The sequence below is a fragment of the Streptomyces sp. NPDC013457 genome, assembly GCF_043089925.1.
Lineage (GTDB): Bacteria > Actinomycetota > Actinomycetes > Streptomycetales > Streptomycetaceae > Streptomyces.
Map to the genome: position 1 here is coordinate 1,038,095 of NZ_JBICBL010000001.1, position 22,441 is coordinate 1,060,535.

17 protein-coding genes are annotated in these 22,441 nt (G+C 72.9%); 1 reads left to right on the top strand and 16 read right to left on the bottom strand.

Going from position 1 to position 22,441, the window contains the following annotated elements:
- Positions 1-33 precede the first annotated feature (33 nt).
- The 14 genes from ACF1G2_RS04670 to ACF1G2_RS04735 form a co-directional block, all read right to left on the bottom strand.
- On the bottom strand, positions 34-759 hold the full coding sequence (locus ACF1G2_RS04670) for a GNAT family N-acetyltransferase (protein ID WP_391796832.1): 726 nt from the start codon (positions 757-759) through the stop codon (positions 34-36).
- 153 nt (positions 760-912) lie between these two features.
- Entirely contained in the window at positions 913-2,682 is a 1,770-nt protein-coding gene (locus tag ACF1G2_RS04675; protein WP_391797038.1) for a CocE/NonD family hydrolase, read from the bottom strand.
- Between the two features lie 132 nt (positions 2,683-2,814).
- Entirely contained in the window at positions 2,815-3,747 is a 933-nt protein-coding gene (locus ACF1G2_RS04680; protein WP_391796833.1) for an LD-carboxypeptidase, read from the bottom strand.
- The gene (locus tag ACF1G2_RS04685; RefSeq protein WP_391796834.1) at positions 3,744-5,735 is read right to left on the bottom strand and encodes a prolyl oligopeptidase family serine peptidase; all 1,992 of its coding nucleotides are present in this window, start codon (positions 5,733-5,735) and stop codon (positions 3,744-3,746) included. The genes ACF1G2_RS04680 and ACF1G2_RS04685 overlap by 4 nt, the downstream gene beginning before the upstream one ends.
- Positions 5,736-5,794: 59 nt before the next feature.
- Positions 5,795-7,132, bottom strand: a complete 1,338-nt coding sequence (locus tag ACF1G2_RS04690; protein WP_391796835.1) for a M20/M25/M40 family metallo-hydrolase — start codon at positions 7,130-7,132, stop codon at positions 5,795-5,797.
- On the bottom strand, positions 7,125-7,958 hold the full coding sequence (locus ACF1G2_RS04695) for a M55 family metallopeptidase (RefSeq protein ID WP_391796836.1): 834 nt from the start codon (positions 7,956-7,958) through the stop codon (positions 7,125-7,127). Before ACF1G2_RS04695 ends, ACF1G2_RS04690 begins: the two co-directional genes overlap by 8 nt.
- A 117-nt stretch (positions 7,959-8,075) precedes the next feature.
- Positions 8,076-8,807 carry a GntR family transcriptional regulator gene (locus tag ACF1G2_RS04700; protein ID WP_391797039.1) on the bottom strand — a complete coding sequence of 244 codons (732 nt, stop codon included), beginning with the start codon at positions 8,805-8,807 and terminating at the stop codon, positions 8,076-8,078.
- Between the two features lie 72 nt (positions 8,808-8,879).
- A complete protein-coding gene (locus ACF1G2_RS04705) occupies positions 8,880-10,268 on the bottom strand; it encodes an aldehyde dehydrogenase family protein (RefSeq protein WP_391797040.1) in 1,389 nt (462 codons plus the stop codon).
- A gap of 38 nt (positions 10,269-10,306) precedes the next feature.
- The gene (locus tag ACF1G2_RS04710) at positions 10,307-11,311 is read right to left on the bottom strand and encodes a proline racemase family protein (protein ID WP_391796837.1); all 1,005 of its coding nucleotides are present in this window, start codon (positions 11,309-11,311) and stop codon (positions 10,307-10,309) included.
- Positions 11,312-11,399: 88 nt separating this feature from the next.
- Positions 11,400-12,308 (bottom strand): dihydrodipicolinate synthase family protein, encoded by a 909-nt coding sequence (locus tag ACF1G2_RS04715; protein ID WP_391796838.1) that lies wholly within the window; start codon positions 12,306-12,308, stop codon positions 11,400-11,402.
- A 70-nt stretch (positions 12,309-12,378) separates the two neighbouring features.
- Entirely contained in the window at positions 12,379-13,863 is a 1,485-nt protein-coding gene (locus tag ACF1G2_RS04720) for an NAD(P)/FAD-dependent oxidoreductase (RefSeq protein WP_391796839.1), read from the bottom strand.
- Positions 13,844-14,158 (bottom strand): (2Fe-2S)-binding protein, encoded by a 315-nt coding sequence (locus ACF1G2_RS04725; RefSeq protein ID WP_391796840.1) that lies wholly within the window; start codon positions 14,156-14,158, stop codon positions 13,844-13,846. The genes ACF1G2_RS04720 and ACF1G2_RS04725 overlap by 20 nt, the downstream gene beginning before the upstream one ends.
- A gap of 37 nt (positions 14,159-14,195) precedes the next feature.
- Positions 14,196-15,386, bottom strand: coding sequence for an NAD(P)/FAD-dependent oxidoreductase (locus ACF1G2_RS04730; RefSeq protein ID WP_391796841.1), 1,191 nt, complete (start codon positions 15,384-15,386; stop codon positions 14,196-14,198).
- Between the two features lie 133 nt (positions 15,387-15,519).
- Entirely contained in the window at positions 15,520-17,931 is a 2,412-nt protein-coding gene (locus ACF1G2_RS04735) for a collagenase (protein WP_391796842.1), read from the bottom strand.
- 266 nt (positions 17,932-18,197) lie between these two features.
- Between ACF1G2_RS04735 and ACF1G2_RS04740 the strand changes: the two genes are divergently transcribed.
- Complete coding sequence (locus ACF1G2_RS04740; RefSeq protein WP_391797041.1) at positions 18,198-19,253, top strand: hypothetical protein; 1,056 nt, start codon at positions 18,198-18,200, stop codon at positions 19,251-19,253.
- 94 nt (positions 19,254-19,347) lie between these two features.
- Here ACF1G2_RS04740 and ACF1G2_RS04745 read toward each other — a convergent pair whose 3' ends face one another.
- Both ACF1G2_RS04745 and ACF1G2_RS04750 read right to left on the bottom strand, forming a co-directional pair.
- Positions 19,348-21,759, bottom strand: coding sequence for an MFS transporter (locus ACF1G2_RS04745; protein ID WP_391796843.1), 2,412 nt, complete (start codon positions 21,757-21,759; stop codon positions 19,348-19,350).
- Between the two features lie 237 nt (positions 21,760-21,996).
- The gene (locus ACF1G2_RS04750) at positions 21,997-22,440 is read right to left on the bottom strand and encodes an SRPBCC family protein (protein ID WP_391796844.1); all 444 of its coding nucleotides are present in this window, start codon (positions 22,438-22,440) and stop codon (positions 21,997-21,999) included.
- Position 22,441: the final 1 nt, after the last annotated feature.

Consider the following 22,441-nt stretch of genomic DNA (forward strand, 5'->3'; position numbering starts at 1 on the left):
ACGGGGGCTCTTCGCGCTGTGGCGCCGGCCCGCTTAGGCCGGGACCAGAGGCCCTCGCGGCGCCGTGTCGAGGCCCGGCACCGTGTCGAAGCGGGCGGGGCGGCCGAGCATGGCGGCACGGTCGAGCCGCGCCTCGATGTGGGCCCGCACCGCGGGCCACTCCTCGTCCAGGACCGAGTAGAAGGCGGTGCTCCGTACGGCCCCGTCGAGGCCGCGCGAATGCGCCCGGCGCACACCCTCGCAGGTGGCACCGAGCCGCTCGATGGCCGTCCGGGAACGCAGGTTCCTGGCGTCCGCGCGCATCGAGATCCGGCGGACGCCCCACGCCTCGAAGGCGTGCCGGAGCATCAGCAGCTTGGCCTCGGTGTTGACGCCGGTGCCCTGGGCCCGGGGGGAGAGCCAGGTGTTGCCGATCTCCGCCGCGTCCGGGACGGAGGTGAGCGGATCACCGTGCGGGACGCCCGGCACCGAGGGCCAGACCAGGGGCCCCTGCCAGTAGTCCAGCTCCAGGAACCGCGTCGATCCCACGATCCGCCCGTCGGCGGTACTGACGACGGCGAAGGGCTGCGCTCGGCCCGCGGCCTGTTCGGCCAGGGCACGTTCGATATAGATCTCTGCCGCGTCCAGATTGTGGGGGACGGGCGTGAACGCGTACGTCGTACGGTCCTCGGAGCCGGCCGCGGCGATCGCGGCGGCGTGCTGTGGTGCGAGGGGTTCCAGCCGTACGGTGCGGCCGGACAGCACAACGGGAAGTGGCACGGGGCCTTCGGTCCTTCTGCGAGGAGGGAGCTGCGCCCCGCACCGACGTCACGGCGCGAAGGCGGAGGCACAGTCTCCGTCCCACTGCCCGCAGAGTGGGAAAAGAACAGGTAAAGAACACCCGAAGGTCGCGTGAATCCACCCTTCTGGCTGCTACCCCACCTGGCCCTTGACAACGGGCAGCTCCAGGGTGCCCGTGTCCTCGGGTGCGGCGGTGACCGTCACGGGCTTGACGCCCCGGTTGCCGGAGTAGGCGTCGTCGCTCGCGGCGATCACGAACTCCAGCCGGTGGCCGGTCTCGTAGCGGTGCACGATGCCCGGGAGTTCCACCGTGAAGGGCAGGGTGACGTCCGGTACCCGTACCGGCGCCACGAGCCGGTTGACCAGGGTCTTCCTGCCGTCCGGGGCGATGTCGTACACCTTGGCGAAGAGCACCAGCTTGTCGGCGGCGTCGCCGGAGTCCTGGACGCGCTCGGTCCTCGGGGAGACGACCCGGAGGGTGGCCTTCGGGGAGCCGACGACGTCGACGGGGGCCGTCAGCGGGGCGCTGGTCCAGCCGAGATGGGTGCCCTCGAGGTCGTACGGCTGACGGTCGGGCAGTCCGATCAGCCCGGTGAGCGAGGACTCCGAATGGCTCGTGGGGACCAGCAGGTTGCGGTACTCGCGCGAGCCCCGGGCGACCTTGGCGCGGTTGTCGACGAGCTTGCCGTCCCCGGAGAGGTAGAGCTTCCGGCTGAGGGCCGGTACCCGGGACGCCGTGCCGTAACCGCTCTGCCAGGAGCGGTAGTAGGCGAACTCCGCCCCCGTGTCGGCGCTTCCGTCGCGCCTCAGGTACCGGTCGAACCAGGCGAGGACGCGCTGCCCGACGTAGCTGGTCTCCAGGTTGCCCTGGCCGAGGTCGAGTTCACCGGGCGCCTGTCCCCCGCTGTGCCCCCACGACTGCCAGATCATCTTGGTCTCGACACTGCGCGCCTGGAGCCGATCGTAGGTGTCCTGGGCCTCGTTGAGGTTGAAGAGGCTGTCGGACTGGCCCTGGACGAGGAGCGTCGGGGCCTTGACCCGGTCGAGGTAGGAGACCGGGGAGACGCTCCGGGCGAAGTCCAGCATCTTCCGGGTGTCCGCGTCGCGGTAGCGGCCGGAGTTGAGCAGCCGGACGGTGTCGCAGGCGGCGGTGACGAAGTGCAGACAGCGGAGGCTGTTGATGCGCGTGGGGTCGAGCGAGGGGACGAGCAGCGGCTGCCCCTCGCCCATCAGGTAGAAGCCGTTGGCCCACTGCCATTTGAAGACCCCGGGGGTGTCGCGGTCGGCCCCGTTGGGGGCGAGGGAGTAGGCGAGGTCGTTCCAGGTGATGAGCGGGACGAGCGCGTCGAGCCGGGGGTCGACGGAGGCGGCGGCGAGCTGGACGGCGCCGCCGTAGGAGCCGCCGATCATGCCGACGCGCGGGTCGCCTGCGCCGTCGCGGGTGACGAAGTCCGCGCGGGAGCCGTCGTCGGCCGCACGGGTGCCGCCGAGGAAGTCGACGAGCGCGGCGGCGGCCCGCCCGTCGATGCGGGGGTCGTCGAGGGAGATCAGACAGCCGGACGCGCCGAAGCCGAGTCCGGAGTAGACGAGTCCGACGTAGCCACGGGCGGCGAAGGCCTTCCCGATGGCGTCGGTGGAGCCGTCGGCCTTGCTCCCGCCGAAGCCGTTGGTGGCGAGGACGGCGGGCGCCGGATGCGCGGCGTCGACACCGGCGGGCCGGTAGAGATCGGCGTCGACCGCGCAGGTCCGCCCGCCCGCCTCGACGGTGAAGGTCAGCGGGGTGACGGTGTACGGCTCCGGCTCGGCGCCGCTCGCGGGGCCGGCGAGGGCGAGCGGCGCGGCGAGCACCGAACTCGCGGCCAGAGCGAGGAGTTTCCGGGAGAGCGGTAGCGCACGGGACACGAACACGGGGCCTCCACGCTGAGGATACCGACTGGTAAGTACCGAACCGGGCCCATCGTGTGACACGTGTCAGATCTCGTCAACGCGCCGGACAGTAGTTGTTGACGGAGATTCAGTGAAAGTCGGGGAGGGTCAGCCGAGCGCCGGCACGTCCAGCGTCAGCGTCCCGGATTCCGCGTCCAGCACACCCGGCACGCCCAGCGGGAAGGTGAGCGCCGTCTCGCTGTGCCCGAAGCCCAGCTCCTCCACCACGGGCACGCCGAGAGTGCCGAGCCGGTCGGCGAGGACCGCGCGGACCTCGGCGTAGGGGCCGCACTCCGCCCAGGAGCCCAGGGCGATGCCGGCGACCCCGTCCAGCCATCCGGAGCGAAGCAGTTGGGTGAGGATCCGGTCCAGGCGGTACGGCTCCTCCCCCACGTCCTCCAGGAGCAGCAGCCCGCCGCGGGCGGAGGGGCGGGCGTGCGGGGTGCCGAGGTCGGAGGCGAGGAGGCTCACACAGCCGCCGAGGGTGACGCCGTGGGCCCGGCCGGGGGCCAGCGGACGTGCGGTGGCCAGGCCGAGGGTCCGCACGGACTCGGGCTCGAAGAGGGTGGCCCGCAGGGACTCCTGGGTGCGGGGGTCCTTGAGGAAGGTGGACGCGGCGGCCATCGGCCCGTGCAGGGTGGCGAGCCCGGCGCGGACGGCGAACGCCTCGTGGAGGACGGTGACGTCGCTGTAGCCGACGAAGACCTTGGGGCCCGCCGCCCGCATCGCCGTCCAGTCGACCAGGTCCACCATCCGCTGGACGCCGTAGCCGCCCCGGGCGCAGATCACGGCCGAGACCGCAGGATCGCACCAGGCCTCCTGGAGGTCACGGGCCCGGCTCTCGTCCGCGCCGGCGAGGTACCCCAACTCCGGGTGCACGACCAGGACATGGGGCGCCACGACCGGTTCCAGGTCCCAGCCGCGCAGGATGTCCAGGCCCGCGGCGAGCCGCTCCTCCGGGATCGGCCCGCTGGGCGCGACGACGGCGACCCGGGCGCCGGGGCGGAGCCGCGGGGGCCGGATCAGGGGGGTCACGGTCACTTCTTCAGCTCCAGGAGGGGGACGTCGGATCGGGAGATGCCGAAGGTCTGTGTGTACAGCGAGAGTTCGGCCTCCAGGGCCCGCTCCATCGTCTCGGCCATGCGGAAGCCGTGGCCCTCGCCCTCGAAGGTGAGGGCGGCGTGCGGGATTCCCCGCCCGGCCATCCGCGCGAGGAACCGCTCGGCCTGGGCCGGCGGGCAGATCACGTCGTCAAGACCCTGGAGCAGCACGAACGGCGCGGAGATCCGGTCGACGTGGTGGAGCGGCGAGCGCTCGTGGTACCGGGCGGGCACGTCGGCGAGCGGGCCGACAAGCGACTCCAGGTACTGGGACTCGAAGTCGTGGGTCTCGTCGGTGGCCCAGCCCAGGAGGTCGAGGATGGGATAGATGATCGTGCCGCAGGCGTAGACGTCGGTGGTGACGAGGGAGGCGGCGGTGGTCCAGCCGCCCGCGCTGCCGCCGCGGACGGCGAGCCGGGCGGGGTCGGCGGTGCCCTCGGCGGCGAGTGCCTCGGCGACGGCGGCGCAGTCCTCCACATCGACGACGCCCCACTGCTCGCGCAGCCGGTCGCGGTACTCGCGTCCGTAGCCGGTGGAGCCGCCGTAGTTGACCTCGGCGACGCCGATGCCGCGCGAGGTGAAGTAGGCGATCTCCAGGTCGAGGACGAGCGGCGCGTGGCCGGTCGGTCCGCCGTGGGCCCACACCACGTAGGGCGGCAGTTCCTGGCCGGGCGGGATCCGGTCGGGGCTGTGCGGCGGGTACACATGGGCGTGGATCTCGCGGTTGTCCGGCCCGGTGAAGGTGCGGATCTGGGGCTCGGGGTAGTACGACGGGTCGACCGGGTCGTCGTGGGCCGAGCCGATCACCCGGGCCCGCCCGGTGCGGGTGTCGAGTTCCACGACCTCGTAGGCGCTGCGGGGGCTGGCGGCGACGCCGACGACCCGGTCGCCCTGCACGGCGAGGGTGGCGGCCCATTCGGTCCAGGGGCCGGCGGCGTCGACGAGTTCGCCGCTCTCGGGGTCGAGTATGCCGAGTGCGGTGGCGCCCTTGCCGTGGATGACGGCGACGAGGCCGTTCGCCAGAGGCTGGAACCAGCTGAGCCCGATCTTCCACAGCGGTCCGCCGAACTCCTCGGCGCGGGGGCAGAGCGCGACCGGTTCACCCCCGGGTTCCGCTCGGTAGAGGTTCCACCAGCCGCTGCGGTCGCTCACGTACAGCAGCTGCCCGTCGGCGGTCCAGTCGACCTGCGGTACGGACTCCTCGGGGCCGCCTGCGACGGGCCGGGCCTCACGCAGGGCGCCTTCGGGGGTGACGTCGGCGAGGAGCACCTCCGTGCCGTCCCAGGGCATCCGGGGATGCTCCCAGGCGATCCAGGCGGCCTGCCGCCCGTCCGGGGAGAGCCGGGGGCCGGTGACGAACCGGTGCCGTCCGTCGGAGAGTTCGCGGACCGCTGCCCGGTCGTCGGCCGCCGAACCGTCGAGGGGTACGGCGGCGAGCACGCGGCGCACGTCGGTGGGCGCGGGGCCGGTGAACTCCTCCAGGACGCACCAGACCTCGCCGCGTTCGGGGTGGAGCACCGGGTCGACCCAGCGCAGTCCGCCGCCCACGGCGGAGACGGGGGTGAGGGGGCGGGGGCCGGGTCCGCTCTCCGTACCGGCGTCGGGTTCGTAGGCGTAGAGCCGCTGGTCGTCGAAGTGGCTGAACACGACGAGCGGTCCGCCGTCCTCGCGCGCCAGGCCCGCCCAGGGCTGTCCGCCGTACTCGATCACCCGGCTGCGGACGTTCCAGGGGGCGGGGAGGACCGACTCCTCGGTGCCGTCGGCCCGTCGGCGTACGAGCGCGCGGCGGCCGCCCTCGGCGGGGCGGGGCGCGGTCCACCACACCTCGTCGCCGACGACGCCGACGTACTCGGGCCGGCCGTCGTGGCGGGCGGCCAGCGGGGCGTCGATCGGGGAGGGCCAGGTGCCGTAGGCGCCCGTGGGGACCATCGCGACTTCCTTTACGCGGATACGCGGACGTGATGTGACGTGCTCGAACCCGACCGAAGCTACGCGGACCTCAGGTAGCGGTCGAGGACTCGGACGCCGAAGTGCAGGGCCTCGACCGGAACCCGCTCGTCGACGCCGTGGAACAGTGCTCCGTAGTCGAGTTCCGGGGGCAGCTTCAGCGGGGAGAAGCCGTAGCCGGTGATGCCGAGCCGGGAGAACTGCTTGGCATCCGTGCCGCCGGACATGGAGAACGGGATGACGTGCCCGGTCGGGTCGAAGTGCTCGACGGCGGCCCTCAGCCGGGCGAAGGTCGGCGAGTCGACCGGAGCCTCCAGGGGGACCTCGCGGTGGTGGAACTCCCACTCCACGTCCGGTCCCGTGAGCCGGTCCATCGTCTCGGCGAACTCCTCCTCGCCGCCCGGCAGCATCCGGCCGTCGACGTAGGCGACGGCGTGGCCGGGGATGACGTTGACCTTGTAACCGGCCTCCAGCATCGTCGGGTTGGCGCTGCTGCGCACGGTCGGTTCGACGAGGGCGGCGGCCGGTCCGAGCTTCTCCAGGAGCTGGTCGACGTCGAATCCCTCGGCGTTCACGTCGGTCTCGATGCCGTGGAGGGCGGCGAGTTCGGTGAGCGCGGCCCGTACGGTCGCGGTGAGGCGTACGGGCCAGGTGTGGGCGCCGATGCGGGCGACGGCCGCGGCGAGGCGGGTGACCGCGTTGGCGGTGTTGACCTTGGAGCCGTGGCCCGCGCGGCCGTGGGCGGTGAGCTTGACCCAGGCGGTGCCCCGCTCGCCCGCGGCGATCGGATAGAGCGTCATGCCGGGGCTCGGGTGGAAGCTGAACGCGCCGGACTCGCTGATGCCTTCCGTGCAGCCGTCGAAGAGCCCGGGGTGCCGCTCGGCGAGGAAGTCCGAGCCGTCCACGGCGCTCGCCTCCTCGTCCGCGGTGTAGGCGAGGACGATGTCCCGGCGCGGCCGGACGCCCTGGCGTGCCCAGGAGCGGACGACCGCGAGGACCATCGCGTCCATGTTCTTCATGTCGACGGCGCCGCGCCCCCAGACCACCCCGTCGCGGACCTCTCCGGAGAAGGGGTGGACGGCCCAGTCGGCGGGCTCGGCCGGGACGACGTCGAGATGGCCGTGGACGAGCAGGGCGTCGGCGGACGGGTCGGTGCCCTCGATCCGGGCCACCACGTTGGTACGGCCGGGGGTCCGCTCCAGGAGCGTGGGCTCCAGGCCGATGGCGGCGAGGCGCTCGGCCACGTACTCGGCGGCGGGCCGCTCGCGGCAGTCCCCGCCACCCCGGTTGGTGGTGTCGACGCGGATCAGCTCGGAGGTGAAGGTGACCACCTCGTCCAGCGCCGCGGCGTCCGGGCCGTCCTGGGCAGGCTCAGCCATACTGCTCCTCCACCGCTGCGGAGACGATCGTGGTGACCGCCTTGAACGTGCGAATGCCCTCGTACATCGCCTCACTTGTGTAGGCGACCCGGCGCTCGCCGGTCCGGGCCACGCCCGGGACGACGGTGGCGGCGCCCGCCAGATGCTCGGCGTCGAACTCCAGCTCGATCGTGAACGGCCCGCCCGGCTCCGGCTCGTACCGTACGGCGAGGGCGGCCGCGGACTGCGCGGCGGCCCGGATGTCGCTCGCCGTACGCTTCGGGGTCCGGCACACCGCCGCATACCGCGAGACGTAGTCCTTGACGGCGACCTTGCGCGCCTCGGGCGCGTAGCCGAGGGCGTCGTCACAGGTCAGGTCGTCACCCGTGACGAGGACGACGGGCACGCCGTACTCCGCCACCACATGGGCGTTGAGCAGCCCCTCGCTCGCCCGGACTCCGTTCAGCCAGACGCCCGTGACGGAGTTGGCGAGGTAGGTGTGGGCGAGGACGCCCTCGGTGCCGGCCCCGGTGTGGTAGCCGACGAAGGCGATGCCGTCCACGTCACCGTGCTGCACTCCCTCGACCATGGACAGCGTCTTGTGCCGCCCGGTGATCATCTCGGCGCGCTCGTCGAGCTGTTCGAGCAGCAGGTTCCGCATGCTCCAGTGGGCCTCGTTGATGAGCACCTCGTCGGCGCCCCCGTCGAAGAACCCCAGCACCGCGGCGTTCACATCGGAGGTGAACATGGCCCGGCACCGCTCCCACTGGGGCGTACCCGGCAGCACGTCCCCCGGCCAGGTGACACCGGTGGCGCCTTCCATGTCGGCGCTGATCAGGATCTTCATCGTGCTCCCGGTCTCCTCGACACAGCCCCACCTTAAGTGCGAAAACGCTCGGTGCGAAGGAGGTCCGGCACGAGTGACCGGGCGGGTGCCGGGGCCGGGCATCGTCCAGGGCCGGCGTCACCCGGTGGTGTGCGCCGCCCGGTCGCTCGTGGCCCGGTCGCTCGTGGCCCGGTCGCTCGTGGCCCGGTCGCTCGTGGCCCACAGGGAGCGGACATGTCCCAGGTGCCTCTTCATGCACCGCTCCGCTCCCTTGGCGTCCCCCGCGAGCATCAGGTCGAGCAGCTCCAGGTGCTCCTCGGCCGACGGGATCAGCTCGCCGCGCTCGTCCAGCGCCGTGAGCCCGTACAGCCGGGACCGCTTGCGCAGCTCGCCGACGGTCTCGACGAGGCGCTCGTTGCCGGCGAGCCCGAGGAGCGTGAGGTGGAACCGCCGGTCGGCCTCCAGGTAGCCGATGAGGTCGTGCTCCCTGGCGGCGCGCACGATCTCCTCGGCGACGGGCCGCAGCGCCTCCAGGTCCTCCCGGGCGGCGGTGCGGGCGACCCGTCCGACCACCGGGATCTCGATGAGCGCGCGGATCTCGGTGTACTGGTCGAGGTCGCGCTCGTCCACCTCGGTGACCCGGAACCCCTTGTTGCGGACCGGCTCGACCAGGCCTTCGCGCGCCAGGTCGAGCATGGCCTCACGGACGGGGGTGGCGGAGATCCCGAAGTCCTCCGCCAGGGTCGGCGCGGAGTAGACGACACCGGGCCGCAGTTCGCCGGAGATCAGCGCCGCCCGCAGGGCATGGGCGACCTGGTCGCGCAGCCGCTCCACGGAGGCGTTGAGGTCGCGGTGGGTCAGATGCCCCATGGTGACGGTGGTCCCTTCGTTCGGGTCCGGACCGGGTCCGTTGGTTCGGTTCTGAACCACCACCGTACAATGTCACGTTGTTTCCGCAGGTGACAGGGTGTAGGTGCGACTCGACGTGTAGAAGTCGAGCGCCGCCCCGCCCTGTTCGCGCGCCCCGAGGCTCGACTCCTTGGACCCCCCGAAGGGCAGGTGGAAGTCCACCCCGCTGGAGGGGGCGTTGACCCGGACCATCCCGGTGTCGAGCGCGTCGAGGCCGTGCAGGGCGGTGGTCAGATCGGCGGTGTGGACCGAGGTGACCAGGCCGTACGGCACGGAGTTGGCGATCCGGACGGCCTGGGCCAGATCGTCGGCAGGCAGCAGGGCGGCGATCGGGCCGAAGACCTCCTCGTGCAGCAGCGGGTGTTCGGGGGCGACCTTCTCGACCAGCGTCGGTGCCGCGTACCAGCCGGGTCCCCCGGAGGGGAGTGTGCCGCCGGCGAGCGCGGGCAGCCCCTCCCAGGCCGCGGCGACCCGGTCGCGGGCCCGCCGGTCGACGAGCGGGCCGCAGACGGTGCCAGGGTCGGCGGGGTCGCCGACCGGGAGGGCGCGCAGGGCCTCGGTGAGGGCCTCGCGCAGCGGGTCGAGGGCGGCTCCGACGGCGACGACCCGGCCGGTGGCGGTGCACTTCTGACCCGCGTACCCGGCGATCGCCGCGGCGATGTGGGCCGCGGCCTGGCCGATGTCGGCGTCCGGCAGCACGATCGCCGCGTTCAGACCGCCCATCTCGGCCTGGACCGGGACTCCCCGGGCCATGGCGTACGCGGCGACGGCCCGGCCGACCGAGGTCGAGCCGGTGAAGGAGACGACGTCGGCCGCGGAGACGAGTGCGTTGCCCTCGGTCGCCCCGCCGGGCAGCACCGTGAACACTCCCTCGGGCAGCTCCTTCCGGACGATCTCGGCCAGGCGCAGCGCGCACGCGGTGGCCTCGGGGGCGGGTTTGAGGACCACGGCGTTGCCGACGGCGAGGGCCGGGGCGGCCTTCCAGCTCGGGATGGCGAAGGGGAAGTTCCACGGTGTGATCAGCCCCGCCACGCCGTGCGGCCGGCGCCGGGTCAGGAGGAGCCCGGGCCCGGCGGCGGGTTCGTGGACGGCCCCGGTGGGCGCGAAGGGGGCCTGGGCGTAGTAGCGCCAGATCGCGACGGTCCGGGCGACCTCGGCCCTGGCCTCGGTCAGCGGCTTGCCCACCTCGCGTACGGCGAGCGAGGCGAGTTCGGGCCCTGCGGCCTCGACGGCCGCCGCGACGGCTCCGAGGGCGGCGGAGCGGGCCGCCGCCCCGCCGCGCAGCCAGTCGGCCTGGACGGCGCGGGCCCGTTCGACCGCGTCGGCCACCGCGAAGGCGCCGGGGGTCGGGATGCGCAGGACGACGTCGGCCGGATCGGCCGGGTTGACGGAGGTGAGGACCGGGGCGTCGGTGAGGGCCAGGGGATCGGTGAGGGTGCTGCGGTCGGTGCGGTGGGCGGTCACAGGAGGAAGCCTCCGGGGAACGGGTCGTCCGGGTCGAGGAAGTACTGCGCCGTGCCGGTGATCCAGGCCCGGCCCGTCACGGTCGGTACGACAGCGGGCACTCCGGCGACCTCGGTCTCGGCGACGAGCCTGCCGGTGAAGCTCGTCCCGATGAAGGAGTCGTTGACGAAGTCGCGGTCGAGCGGCAGCTCGCCCCGGGCGTGGAGCTGAGCCATCCGCGCCGATGTGCCGGTTCCGCACGGGGAGCGGTCGAACCAGCCGGGGTGGATCGCCATGGCGTGGCGGGAGTGGCGGGCGTCGGAGCCTGGGGCCGCGAGATAGACGTGCTTGACCCCTGCGATCTCCGGCTGTGCGGGGTGGACGGGGCGGTCGGATGAGGCGTTGACCGCCTCCATGACGGCGAGTCCGGCGGCCAGGAGGTCGTCCTTGCGGGCGCGTTCGAAGGGCAGTCCCAGGTCCTCCAGGGGGACGAAGGCGTAGAAGTTGCCGCCGAAGGCGAGGTCGTAGGTGACCGTTCCGTACCCGGGCACGGTGACCTTGCGGTCCAGGCCGACGCAGAACGCGGGCACGTTGGTGAAGGTGACCGATTTCGCGGCGCCGTCCTCGACCTGTACGTCGACGGCGACGAGGCCCGCCGGGGTGTCGAGCCGCACGGTGGTCACCGGCTCGGTCACCGGCACCATGCCGGTCTCCACGAGGACGGTCGCGACGCCGATCGTGCCGTGTCCGCACATCGGCAGCAGCCCGGAGACCTCGATGTAGAGGACGCCGTAGTCGGCGTCGGGCCGGGTGGGCGGCTGGAGGACGGCTCCGCTCATGGCGGCGTGTCCGCGCGGCTCGTACATCAGGAGCGTCCGGAGGTGGTCCAGATGCTCGATGAAGTGCAGCCTGCGCTCGGCCATGGTGGCGCCGGGGATCACTCCGACGCCGCCGGTGATCACACGCGTGGGCATGCCCTCGGTGTGCGAGTCGACGGCGTGGAAGACATGACGGGTCCGCACGGGCTTCCTTTCGCTGGACGGGGTGGGGTGGGCCGTGGCCGGTGGTGGGCCCTGGTCACGGGAGAAGGCCTGGTCCGGTGAGCCGTGGTCAGTGGTGGCCGTCGGCGACGGCCTTCTCGGTGGCGGTCCGCACGCGGGCCTCGGTCTCGCCGGTGAGCGGGAGGCGCGGCGGACGCGTGGGGCCGCCGGGGAGACCGACGATGTCCATGGACAGCTTGATCGCCTGGACGAACTCCGTCCTGGAGTCCCAGCGCAGCAGCGAGTGCAGGGACTTGTAGAGCGGCAGCGCGGTGGCCAGGTCTCCGGCGACCGCGGCGTGGTACAGCTCCGCGCAGGTGGCGGGGAAGGCGTTGGGATAGCCGGCCACCCAGCCGACGGCCCCGGCGAGGGCCAGTTCGAGCAGGACGTCGTCGGCACCGATCAACAGATCGAGTTCCGGGGCGAGTTCGGCGATCTCGTACGCTCTGCGGACGTCGCCGCTGAACTCCTTCACGGCGACGACCGAGCCGTCGTCGTACAGCCGGGCCAGCAGGTCGGGGGTGAGGTCGACCTTGGTGTCGATCGGGTTGTTGTACGCGACCACCGGCACCCCCGCGCCGGCCACGTCGGCGTAATGGGCGCGCACGGCCGTCTCGTCGGCGCGGTAGGCGTTCGGCGGCAGCAGGAGCACCGAGCCGCAGCCGGCCTCGGCGGCCTGCTCCGCCCAGCGCCGGGACTCGGCGCTGCCGTAGGCGGCGACGCCGGGCATCACGCGTGCCCCGTCGCCCGCCGCCTCGACGGCGGTGCGGACCACGCGGGCGCGCTCCTCGTCGGTGAGGGTCTGGTACTCGCCGAGCGAGCCGTTGGGGACGACTCCGTCGCAGCCGTTGTCGATGAGCCGTCGGACGTGCTCGGCGTAGGCGTCGTGGTCGACGGAGAGGTCGTCGCGCAGGGGCAGGGTGGTGGCGACCATGATGCCGCGCCAGGGGGTGGTGGCGGTCCAGGAAGTTCCGGTCATGTCGACGAACCTTTCTGTAAAGTGTGACATTTTACTGAGCGTTCCGAGGCGCCCACAAGGGGCAGGCCGCCTAGGACTCCTCGTCGAGCGAGGCCAGCGCCGAGAGCGGGACGGGGACGGCCAACGGGCGACGTTCGGCAGGAGGTTCGGAGGCAGACGCGACGGGGGCCGGAGCCTCCGGCGTGGCGGCCGCGCCGCCGGAGGCGGCCAGGCAGGCCACGGCCGTCCCGCACATCCGGCCCTGACACCAGCCCATGCCGGCCCGGGTGAACAGCTTGACGGTCCGCGCGTCGCGCGCTCCGAGGTCGGCGACCGCCTCACGGACCCCGCCGGCGGTGACCTCCTCGCAGCGGCACACCTCCGTCTCGTCCGTCATCCACCGCGACCACCCCGGGCCGGGCGCATGGGCGGCGGTCATGACGTCGGCGAAGGCGCGCATCCGGTCACGGCGGCGGCGCAGTTCACGGACCCTGCCGCCGGGCGCGCCGCGCCCCCGCAGCCGTGCCGCCACCGCGATTCCGGCCAGCTCACCTTCCGTACGGGCCAGTTCGGCACCGCCCACCCCTGCCGGCTCGCCCGCCGCCCAGAGCCCGCGCACCGAGGTCTCCTGGAGTCCGTCCAGGGCCAGGGCGAGAGTGGCGTCGGGCAGTCGACGGGTGGCGCAGCCGAGCGCCGTGGCCAGTTCGATCTGCGGAACCAGCCCGTGCCCGACGGCCAGCGCGTCGCAAGCGATCAGCCGGCCCGACCCCCGTACGGGCCGCCAGTCACGGTCGAGACGCGAGACGGTGACGCCTTCCACCCGGTCGGCGCCGTGGACCTCGGTGACGGCGCTGCGCGTCCGGAGCCGTACGCCGTGCCGCAGCAGCGCGCCGCCGTGCCGCAGGGCCTCGACGGCCTTGCGCGGGCTGGTCGCGAGCGCCCGCGGACTCCGGGCGTACCGCAGATACCCGGAGGCCTCCACCACGGTCGGCACCCGCGCCCCGGCCGCCGCCAGCGACGAGGCGACCGCGAGGAGCAGGGGGCCGCTGCCGGCCACCACGATCCGCCTGCCGGGGAGCACCAGGCCGGACTTGAGCATGGCCTGCGCTCCCCCGGCCCCTACGACTCCGGGCACGGTCCAGCCCGGGAAGGGCAGTTGACGCTCGTACGCTCCGGTGGCGAGCAGTACGGCGCGGGCGCGTACCGTCGCGGGGGCCTCCTCCGTACCGTCGGATCCGGTGACGGCGTGCACGGTCCACAGACCGCCGGGCGCGGCGTCACTCCTGGTCAGGCTCCATACGTGGTGCCCCGCCAGACGGGTCACGTCGCCCGCTGCCAGGCGGCGGTCCAGGTCGCGGAACGCGGACCAGTCGTGGTGCAGCGCTTCGGGCCGTACGGCGCCCAGCGCCGGTGCCGGATGCCGGTAGAACTGCCCGCCGGTCTGCGGCGAGTCGTCCACGAGGGCGACGGTCAGGCCGAGTTCGGAGGCTGCGACGGCCCCGGCGATTCCGGCGCAGCCCGCGCCGATGACCGCGAGGTCGTACGGCTCGTCCCGTTCACACCCCGAGGTTGTCATGGCCGTGCCCTTCCTGCGTGGTGATCGCGTCGCCGGGCCGGACCGGGACGAGGCAGGCCCGTCGGTTGGGCTGCCCGTTGACCGTGGCGAGGCAGTCGTGGCACTGGCCGATGCCGCAGAACACGCCACGCGGCCGGCCGTCCCTTCTGGTCGTGCGCCAGGCGAGGACTCCGGCAGCCCACAGCGCGACGGCGACGGACTGGCCGGGCAGGGCGGTGATCGGGCGGCCGTCGAAGGTGAACTCGAACGGCGGACCGGGCTGCGCCCCGACCAGGTCGGTGGGGGTACGGGCCACGGGGCCTCTCCTCTCGGGACGGGTGGACGCTATGGACTCAGAGGGACGCGGAGGCGAATCGCTCGGGCCTGAACGGCGTGATGTCGAGCGGGGGTTCGCCGCCGGTGAGACAGCGGGCGACGATCTGTCCGGTCACCGGAGCGAGACCGATCCCGGCCCCTTCGTGGCCGCAGGCGTGCAGCAGGCCGGGGACGCGCGGGTCCGGCCCGATCGCCGGCAGATGGTCCGGCATGTAGGGGCGGAAGCCCGCGTACGTCCGGATCGCCCGGACCCCGGCGAGCACCGGGAAGAGCTCGGTGGCCCCGGCCGCGAGGCGCCGCAGCACCTCGGTGGAGAGGGTGCGGTCGAAGCCGACGCGCTCCCGGCTGGCGCCGATGAGGACCGGGCCGGCCGGGGTCCCCTCGACCACCGCCGAGGTCTGCAGGGCCGCCGATCCGCTGGCCACGTCGGCCACGTAGTCGGCCGCGTAGACCTTGTGGCGGACCACGCGCGGCAGCGGTTCGGTGACCAGGACGAAGCCGCGCCGGGGCAGGACGGGCAGCTCGACCCCGGCGAGGCGCGCGAGGTCACCGCCCCAGGTTCCGGCGGCGTTCACCACGTGTGGGGCGTGGAGTTCGCCCGTCGGCGTGCGGACTCCGCGCACCTCGCCCGAGGATCCGGTGAGCACCGCGAGGACCTCTTCGCCGAGCCTGAGCCGGACGGTCCCGCCGGCCTCGTCGGCTCCACCGGCCCCTCCGGCCCCGCCGGCTCGCAGCAGGTGTGCGGCGGCGAGGGCGGGCATGACCTGGGCGTCCTGCGGATAGTGGAAACCACCGGCGAGGCCGGATGCCAGGTGCGGTTCGAACTCGTGCAGCAGCTCGGCCGGGACCTCCCTGGCGTCGACCCCGGCGTCGGACTGTCCGGCGGCGAACGCGCGCAGGGCGTCCAGCCCGCCCTCCCCCTTCGCGACGACGAGGCCGCCCTTCGCCTCGTACTCGATTCCCTGCGGCAGCAGTTCGGCCAGCTCGCGCCACAACACTCCGGAGAGTAGAGCGAGTTCGAGCTCGGGGCCGGGCTCCTTGTCGGACACCAGGAGGTTCCCCTCCCCCGCGCCCGTGGTGCCGCCCGCGACGGGCCCGCGGTCGACGACGGTGACGGTGAGGCCGGCCCGGGCTGCGTAGTGGGCACAGGCCGCGCCGACGACGCCGGCGCCGACGACGATCACGTCCGAGCTGTTTCTCGTGAGCACGTCAGTAATATTTCACATGGCACACTGTTCGCCAAGACTCCGCGCGAAAACCCGGGGAACCGGTTTTGAAGCGCCTCGCCCCGGCCCCGCGCGTCGCGGGGCCGGGGCTGCCGGGGCGCTTCGCCGGGGCGGGTCAGCTGCGCAGCGGGCCCTCACAGCTGTAGCTCGATGTTCCCGCGACCTTGTTGGACCAGATCTCCACGGGTCCGAAGCTGCAGTTCATGTCGGCCAGGTTGGTGGAGGCCGCACCGGCACGGTCGAGGAGGAAGTAGTCGACCGTCTCGGACATGTCCTTGAAGTTCTGGTCGTCGCTCGACCACCTGGAGAGGTTGGCCGTGATCCGGCCGGTGCAGGTGAACCGGCGCTTGCCCGGGTCGCCGTTCTCCACGCAGTCGGGCGTGTTGTAGGTGGCGGAGGCGAAGGAGGACCTGACGGCGGCGAGCGTGGAGTCGCGCAGCCGGTCGTTGGGCGTGTACGTGGTGTTCGGGACGTAGAGGTCGTCGACCTTGGCGATCTGCGCGTCGAGGAAGCGGTCGTAGCCGCGCTGGACGTAGGTGTCGGCGCCCGTCCGGTGCCGCCAGGAGTCGTACGCCTGGACGTCGTTGTCGCGCAGGTGGGTGTACATCTCGCGGAGCAGCGAGGGCTTCTCGGTCCAGAGGTACTCGAAGAACGTGCCGGCGTAGCTGTAGAAGCGGAAGCCGTCGCCGTCGTAGGTGGCGTTGAGGATCTGCTCCACGTTCATGCGCGGTTTGCCGCCGGCGGTGTCGGCGATGATGCTGCGCACCAGCGACTTGCGGACGGCGATGCCGTTGTCGCGGGTCGCGCCGTCGAAGAACTCGGCCGTCCCCTCGTCCATCGCGGTCGTGCGGTCGCCCTCGTACCAGGGTCCCTCGCCGAAGAAGCCGGGGACGGCGAACCGGCCGTTGAGGTAGTGGACGTACTCGTGCCGGAACAGCTCCTCCAGGGTGAGGGAGGAGTCCTGCGGCACGCGGCGCTGGTACGTGTAGAAGGTGGCGCCCCGCTCGATGTAGATGCCGCCGTTGTTCGTGTCCATCCCGGTCAGGATCGGGTGGTAGTTCTCGTAGTCGGCGCGCGAGGCGTACAGCACGATGTTCAGCGAGGTGTTGGGGTCGCCGGCGAGCGGCTGCTCGGTGCCGAGGACCCGGTGGTACTGCGCCTTGACCTGCTTGCTCGCGTAGTACAACTGGTCGACGGTGGCACGGTCGAGACCGGTGCGGACCTTGATCGCCCCGTTGTCGTAGGTGTACGTGTACGGGAAGAGCTGCTTCTCGATGTCCTCCTTGCACACGCCGTAGGGCCTGCACGCCTCGTAGAAGTTGAGCCAGGAGACGAGGGTGGCCCAGGGCGCGCTGCCGGCGCCCCAGTCGCTGCGGACCGGGCCGATCAGGCTGCCGAGGTCGGCGACGACGGCGTCCTTCAGCCCTTCGATCTGGCCGAACCGGCCGTACTCGCCGAGCGCGTCGCGGGTCACCCAGGCGTTGGCCCCGCCCTTGAGGTGGGTGTATCCGGCGAAGGCCTTGAAGGCGGCGCGGTAGGCGGGGTCGGCGGCGGCGGCCGCGTGGAAGGCGGTGTCCCGGTTGCCCGGGTAGACGCCGAGGTAGTTGACGGAGAGGGCGGCGAGGGCGGCGCCCGCCCAGCCGGCGTCCTGGTGGGTGGCCGGGCGGTCGGGTCCCATGGTGGCCAGCACGTTCCTGATCAGGGTGAGCTGGTGGTGGCGCAGGCCCGGGGCGCTGGCGGCGTACAGGGCCTCCCGCAGGGTGCGGGCGTTGCTCGGGGTGACGTCGAAGGTGCGGGCGGCGCCGCCGAAGTCGGCGACGGCGCGGCGCATGGCGTCGACGGTCGGGGCGTCGGTGACGTCGATCTCGTCGCGTGAGAAGTCGTGGTACGCGACCGCGTGCAGGTAGGTGAACATCTCCTCCAGGCGGGAGGAGTTCCGGCCGTCGTGGGAGGCGGCCAGGCTCGATATCCGGCGGGAGACGGCCTGCACATGGGCGTCGGACATGACGGGCGTCAGTCGGGCGTCCCAGGTCCAGACGAGGCCGCGCAGACAGCCGTCGGCGGTGACGGCCGGATCGGCGAGGAAGTCGGCGAACGCCTCGGGGGCGAGTCCCGTGATCCCGTCGAGCGTGCAGGGGACGCCGGCTGCGGTGGCGGTGGCGACGGCCGCGGCACCGGCCTTCGCGGTGGCGGCATCGGCCTTCGCGGTGGCGGCATCGGCCTTCGCCGCGGAGGCGGCCGGCGCGCGGCCGGGGACACGGCCGGTGGCGAGGCCGCCGGGAGCGGGCGCGGGGCCGAAGGTCCGGCGCGGGGCGGAGGCGAGGTGCTCGACCTCGTCGAAGGGGTTGGCGCCCTGGCCGGCCTGCGGCGCGGCCGCACCGAGCGCCCGGGCCGGGGCGGCGGGAGCGGGGGCGGGCGGGGAGTCCGTGCCGGCCGCGGAGACGGCGGTCTGGCCGGCGGAGGCCAGGAGGGTGACCGCTATCGCGGAGGCGAGCAGGGACGAGCGCACACGTCTGTGGATGGACAACAGAACTCCTGCTGTGAGGGGGTGGCTGTGGGGGTGGAGCGGGAACTGTTGTGGTTCGCACGGCATGTGACGGAGGCTCACCCTGCCGTGTGCGCTGTAACATAGTAATGTGAAATTGCACTGACAACCCCTCGGGTCGCACGAGTTTCCGGGCCTCCCCCGCCGAGCCTCCCGGCACGAACCGGGTCAAATCTCCCCCCCGGGTGCGTATAGGCTTGTCGGACCCCGCCCCCGAGCCGTCAGGAGTCCCCGCGTTGACCACCGCGATCGCCGCCGCCGAAGCCGCCCCCGAAGCCGGGACGACGGACTTCGTCGTCCAGGACGTGCCCGACGTCGTGGTCAGGGACGCCCGCGAGTTCGGGGCCTACGCCCGCACCGGCGGCTGGGCTTTCGCACTGAAGGTGGCCCGCAGCGTCAGGCCCGGCGGGCAGGCGGCGGACGAGTCCGGGATCTCCGGCGCGAAGGTGTCGGCCAAGGCCTTCGCCGAGCTGGCGGAGTGCTCCCCCGAGCGCGTCATGCGGTACTACAAGGCCTGGGACATGGCCGCCGACGACGGCGTCGTCCCGCAGTTCGAGGCTCTGGTCCCGGGCGAGGACATCGAGCTTCCCGAGGCCGACGTCTGGCTGTCGTACTACTCCTCCCGCTCCAGCGCCGCCTCCGTGCGCGGTCACGCGATCACCGCCGCGGCCGAGGCCGAGGGCATCCGGCCGACGAAGGCGCTGGAGGTCGCCGAGAACCCCACCGCCCTGCGGGCGGCGATCCTCGCCGACCCCGGTACGGCCGAGGCCGCGCGCGGCGCGCTGCTCGACCGGATGAAGGAGGATCCGGCGCTGCAGACCGGGATGGCCCGCGCCATCGTGCGGACCGACGAGCTGAAGAAGGCCGTCGCCGGCGAGGCCAAGACGGCCGACCGCATCGCGTACGTCCGTCAGGTCGCGGAGAAGGGCCGGATCAGGACGCCCGCGGGGCAGACGGTCGAGGCGCCGCCGGCGCTGCGCGCCGAGGCCGAGCGGCACCTCTCCCTGATCGACGAGCTCGACGACGCCGAGGGCGCGGGCGAGTGGGCCGGCGAGGCCTACGACGCGGTGAAGGAGATGGTCGCCGAGGCCGTCGAGGCGGATCCCGAACTGCGCGTCCAGGAACGCCGTACGAAGTTCTACAACAGCCTGCAGAAGGCGACGAAGGTCTTCGAGGAGCTGACGCTCGACGAGGTGCTGGAGGAGGACGTCATGGAGGACGACATGCTCCAGCGGCTCGAAGCCCTGCAGACGGCGATCGGCACCTGCATCGACACCCTCCGCAGGGCGACCGCCGCGTCCTGACCCTCCGGCGCCCCGCACCCGGCAGCGGCACCGGGCGACGCCCTCTCCGATCGTCCCGGAGGGGGCGTCGCCCTTGTGCCCGTGGGGTGGGCCGTCAGTCCTCGTGACCGAGCTGGAGGTCGCGCTCGGTGCGTCCGCCGCCCGCGACCTGCAGCACGGTCGCGACCGGCGGATAGCCCGCCGCGATCACCGTGTACTCGCCCGAGGACAGGTCCACGAACCGGAAGGTGCCGTCCGGGCCCGTCGTCAGGGTGTCGACGACGTTCCCCGCCGCGTCGAGCAGCGTGACGCGTGCGTCTCCCACGGGCTGTCCGCCACCCGCGCGCACCGTCCCGCGCAGCACCGCGCCGCCCGCCAGCTCGATGTCCTGGCGGGTCTCGCGGGAGGCCTGCACGCTCACCGGCAGGGCGGCGGGGCGGAAGGCCGGGGCGCTGGCGGCCAGCGTGTACTCCCCGGCCACCAGCTCCGTGATGACGTAACCGCCCTCGCGTCCGCTGCGGGTCGAGGCGACGACCTCGCCGCGCACGTCGGTGAGGGTGACCGCCGCGTCCCGTACAGGGGTGCCGTCGGCGGTCACGACGGAACCGGCGAGGCGGCCCGCGCCGCCGAGCACGAGATCGAGCTCCACCGGCCGCTCGCCGACGGTGACGGAGACGGCCTGCGGCTGGTGGCCGCCGGCCGCCGCGATCAGGACGTACGAGCCGGGCCCGGGGACGCTGAGGGCGTACCGCCCGTCCTCGCCGCTGCCGCCGCGGCCGATCTGCTGCCCCTGGACGTCGATGAGCGTCAGGGCCGCGCGCGGGACGCGGCTGCCGTCGTGGTGCTGGACCGTGCCGCAGACCGGGAGTCCCGCGGTGTACGCGCCGGAGCCGGCGGGGGCGGCGGCCGCACGGGCGCGCGGAACGGCGGTGGGGGCCTCGGTGGTGGGGGTGTGGTGGGACACCAGCGGTTGCTCCTTGAGGAAGAAGGCGAGGACGAGGCCGAGCACCAGTACCGGCACGAGGTAGAGGAAGATGCGGGGCATCGCGTCCGCGTACGCCTGGATGTAGGCGTCGCGCAGGGCGGGCGGAAGGGTGTGCACCGCCTGGGGAGTGATCGATTCGGCGGCCGGCAGCGACGCCCCGCCCGTGCGGGGCAGGGAGTCGGCGAGCGCGTCGTCGAGGCGTGAGGCGAAGAGGGTGCCGAAGACCGCGGCTCCGACGCTGCCGCCGATCTGGCGGAAGTAGTTGTGCGCGCTGGTGGCGGTGCCGAGGTCGGTGGGGCGTACGGAGTTCTGGACGGCGAGGATCAGGACCGGCATGACCAGGCCGATGCCGACGCCGAGGACGGCCTGCCAGACGCTGTGGTGCAGGCGCGGGGTGTCCGCCTCCATCCGGGAGAGCAGCCACATCCCGACGACGGACACGGCGCCGCCGAGCACCGGGTAGATCCGGTAGCGGCCGGTGCGGGTGATCAGCTGGCCAGAGACGATCGAGGCGAGGACGATGCCGCCCATCAGCGGCAGCATGAGGAGGCCGGACTCGGTGGCGCTGGCGCCCTCCACCATCTGCAGGAAGGTCGGCAGATAGCTGGCGGCGCCGAAGAGCGCGATGCCGACGACCGCGCCGACGAGGCTGGTGACGGTGAAGACCGAGTCGCGGAACAGCCTGAGCGGGATGAGGGGTTCGGGCGCGTGGTGCTCGACGACGAGGAAGAGCAGGGTCGTTGCGGCCGCGCCGGCGCCGAGGCCGATGATGAGCCGCGAGTCCCAGGCGTACTCGGTGCCACCCCAACTGGTGAGCAGGACCAGGCAGGTGGAGGCGGCGGCGAGCAGGACCGAGCCGAGGACGTCGAGCCTGGCCCGGGTCCGCGGCCTGGGGAGCTTGAGCACCGCGGCGACCACGGCGAGGGTGACGAGCCCGAAGGGCACGTTGAAGTAGAAGCACCAGCGCCAGGAGACGTGGTCGGTGAAGAAGCCGCCGAGCAGAGGGCCCGCGACGGAGGCGAGCCCGAAGGCGGCGCCGATGAGCCCCATGTACCGGCCGCGTTCGCGGGCCGGGACGATATCCGCGATGATCGCCTGGACGCCGATCATCAGGCCGCCCGCGCCGACGCCCTGCACGGCGCGGAAGGCGATCAGTTCGTCCATGGAGCGCGACCAGCCGGCCAGGGCCGATCCGATGACGAAGACCACGATGGCGAAGAGGAAGACGCCCTTGCGGCCGAAGAGGTCGCCGAGCTTTCCGTAGATCGGCAGGCCGATGGTGGCGGTCAGGAGATAGGCGGTGATCGCCCACGACATCCGGTCCAGGCCCTGGAGTTCACCGACGATCTTCGGCAGGGCGGTGGCGACGATCATCTGCTCCAGCGCGGCGAGCAGCAGCGCGAGCATGAGGCCCGAGAAGACGAGCCGGACGCGGCGGGGATCGAGGGCGCCGTCCTCGGCCGGGGGCGCCGGCACCTGGCCGGAGGGCGGATCGTCCGCGACGTGCGGTACGTCGTCCTTCACCAGCGTGATCGCACCCACGTGCTGCTCCCCTCGTCACGGCTTCAGCGCCGCGTCATTCTTCGCATTGGGCGCGAAGCGGGAGCAAGTCGGGCGGTACGGGTGGTCAGCCACACCCGCGGTTGCGAACGGGCCTGCGAGGCGGCGCACTTGGGGCGCTCATCAGCGCGTTTGCGGAGAACCGCGCGACCCCCGGGCGCACGGGGCGCCGGGGCGGGGGTCGCGCGAAGACCACTCGAATCGGTGAGCGCCGGAGCGTTACTTCTCCACCTCGGCGGCGAGGTTGGCCAGCACGGCGTCGTAGATGCGGCCGAGCCCCTTGGGCGCGAAGGTCTTCTCGAAGAAGCCGCCGATGCCTCCGGCGCCGTTCCAGACGGTGGTGACGACGGCCCGGGACCTGCCCTCCCCGGCCGGGGTGACGGTCCAGGTGGTGACCATGGAGGAGTTGCGGTCCTTCTCGACGAGCTGTCCGTCGGTGGGCTCGGTGACTTCCAGGAGGCAGTCACGGATCCGCTTGCTGGTGGCCTGGAGCTTCCAGTGGACGAGGGTTCCCTCGCCGTCGCCGCCCTCCCGCACCTCGTACTCGCTGAAGTGCTCCGGCAGCACCTTCGCGCGGGTGCCGCTGTAGTCGGCCAGAGCGTCGAACACCGTCTCCGCGTCCGCCGCGATGATCCGCTCCGTGGTGGCCTCGACCTGCGCCATT

Excerpts from the sequence above, each read along its gene's own strand:
- ACF1G2_RS04685 (WP_391796834.1), bottom strand. The coding sequence starts at position 5,735 with ATGGTCCCCACGGGCGCCTACGGCACCTGGCCCTCCCCGATCGACGCC.
- ACF1G2_RS04690 (WP_391796835.1), bottom strand. The coding sequence starts at position 7,132 with ATGGCTGAGCCTGCCCAGGACGGCCCGGACGCCGCGGCGCTGGACGAG.
- ACF1G2_RS04695 (WP_391796836.1), bottom strand. The coding sequence starts at position 7,958 with ATGAAGATCCTGATCAGCGCCGACATGGAAGGCGCCACCGGTGTCACC.
- ACF1G2_RS04700 (WP_391797039.1), bottom strand. The coding sequence starts at position 8,807 with ATGGGGCATCTGACCCACCGCGACCTCAACGCCTCCGTGGAGCGGCTG.
- ACF1G2_RS04715 (WP_391796838.1), bottom strand. The coding sequence starts at position 12,308 with ATGACCGGAACTTCCTGGACCGCCACCACCCCCTGGCGCGGCATCATG.
- ACF1G2_RS04720 (WP_391796839.1), bottom strand. The coding sequence starts at position 13,863 with ATGACAACCTCGGGGTGTGAACGGGACGAGCCGTACGACCTCGCGGTC.
- ACF1G2_RS04750 (WP_391796844.1), bottom strand. The coding sequence starts at position 22,440 with ATGGCGCAGGTCGAGGCCACCACGGAGCGGATCATCGCGGCGGACGCG.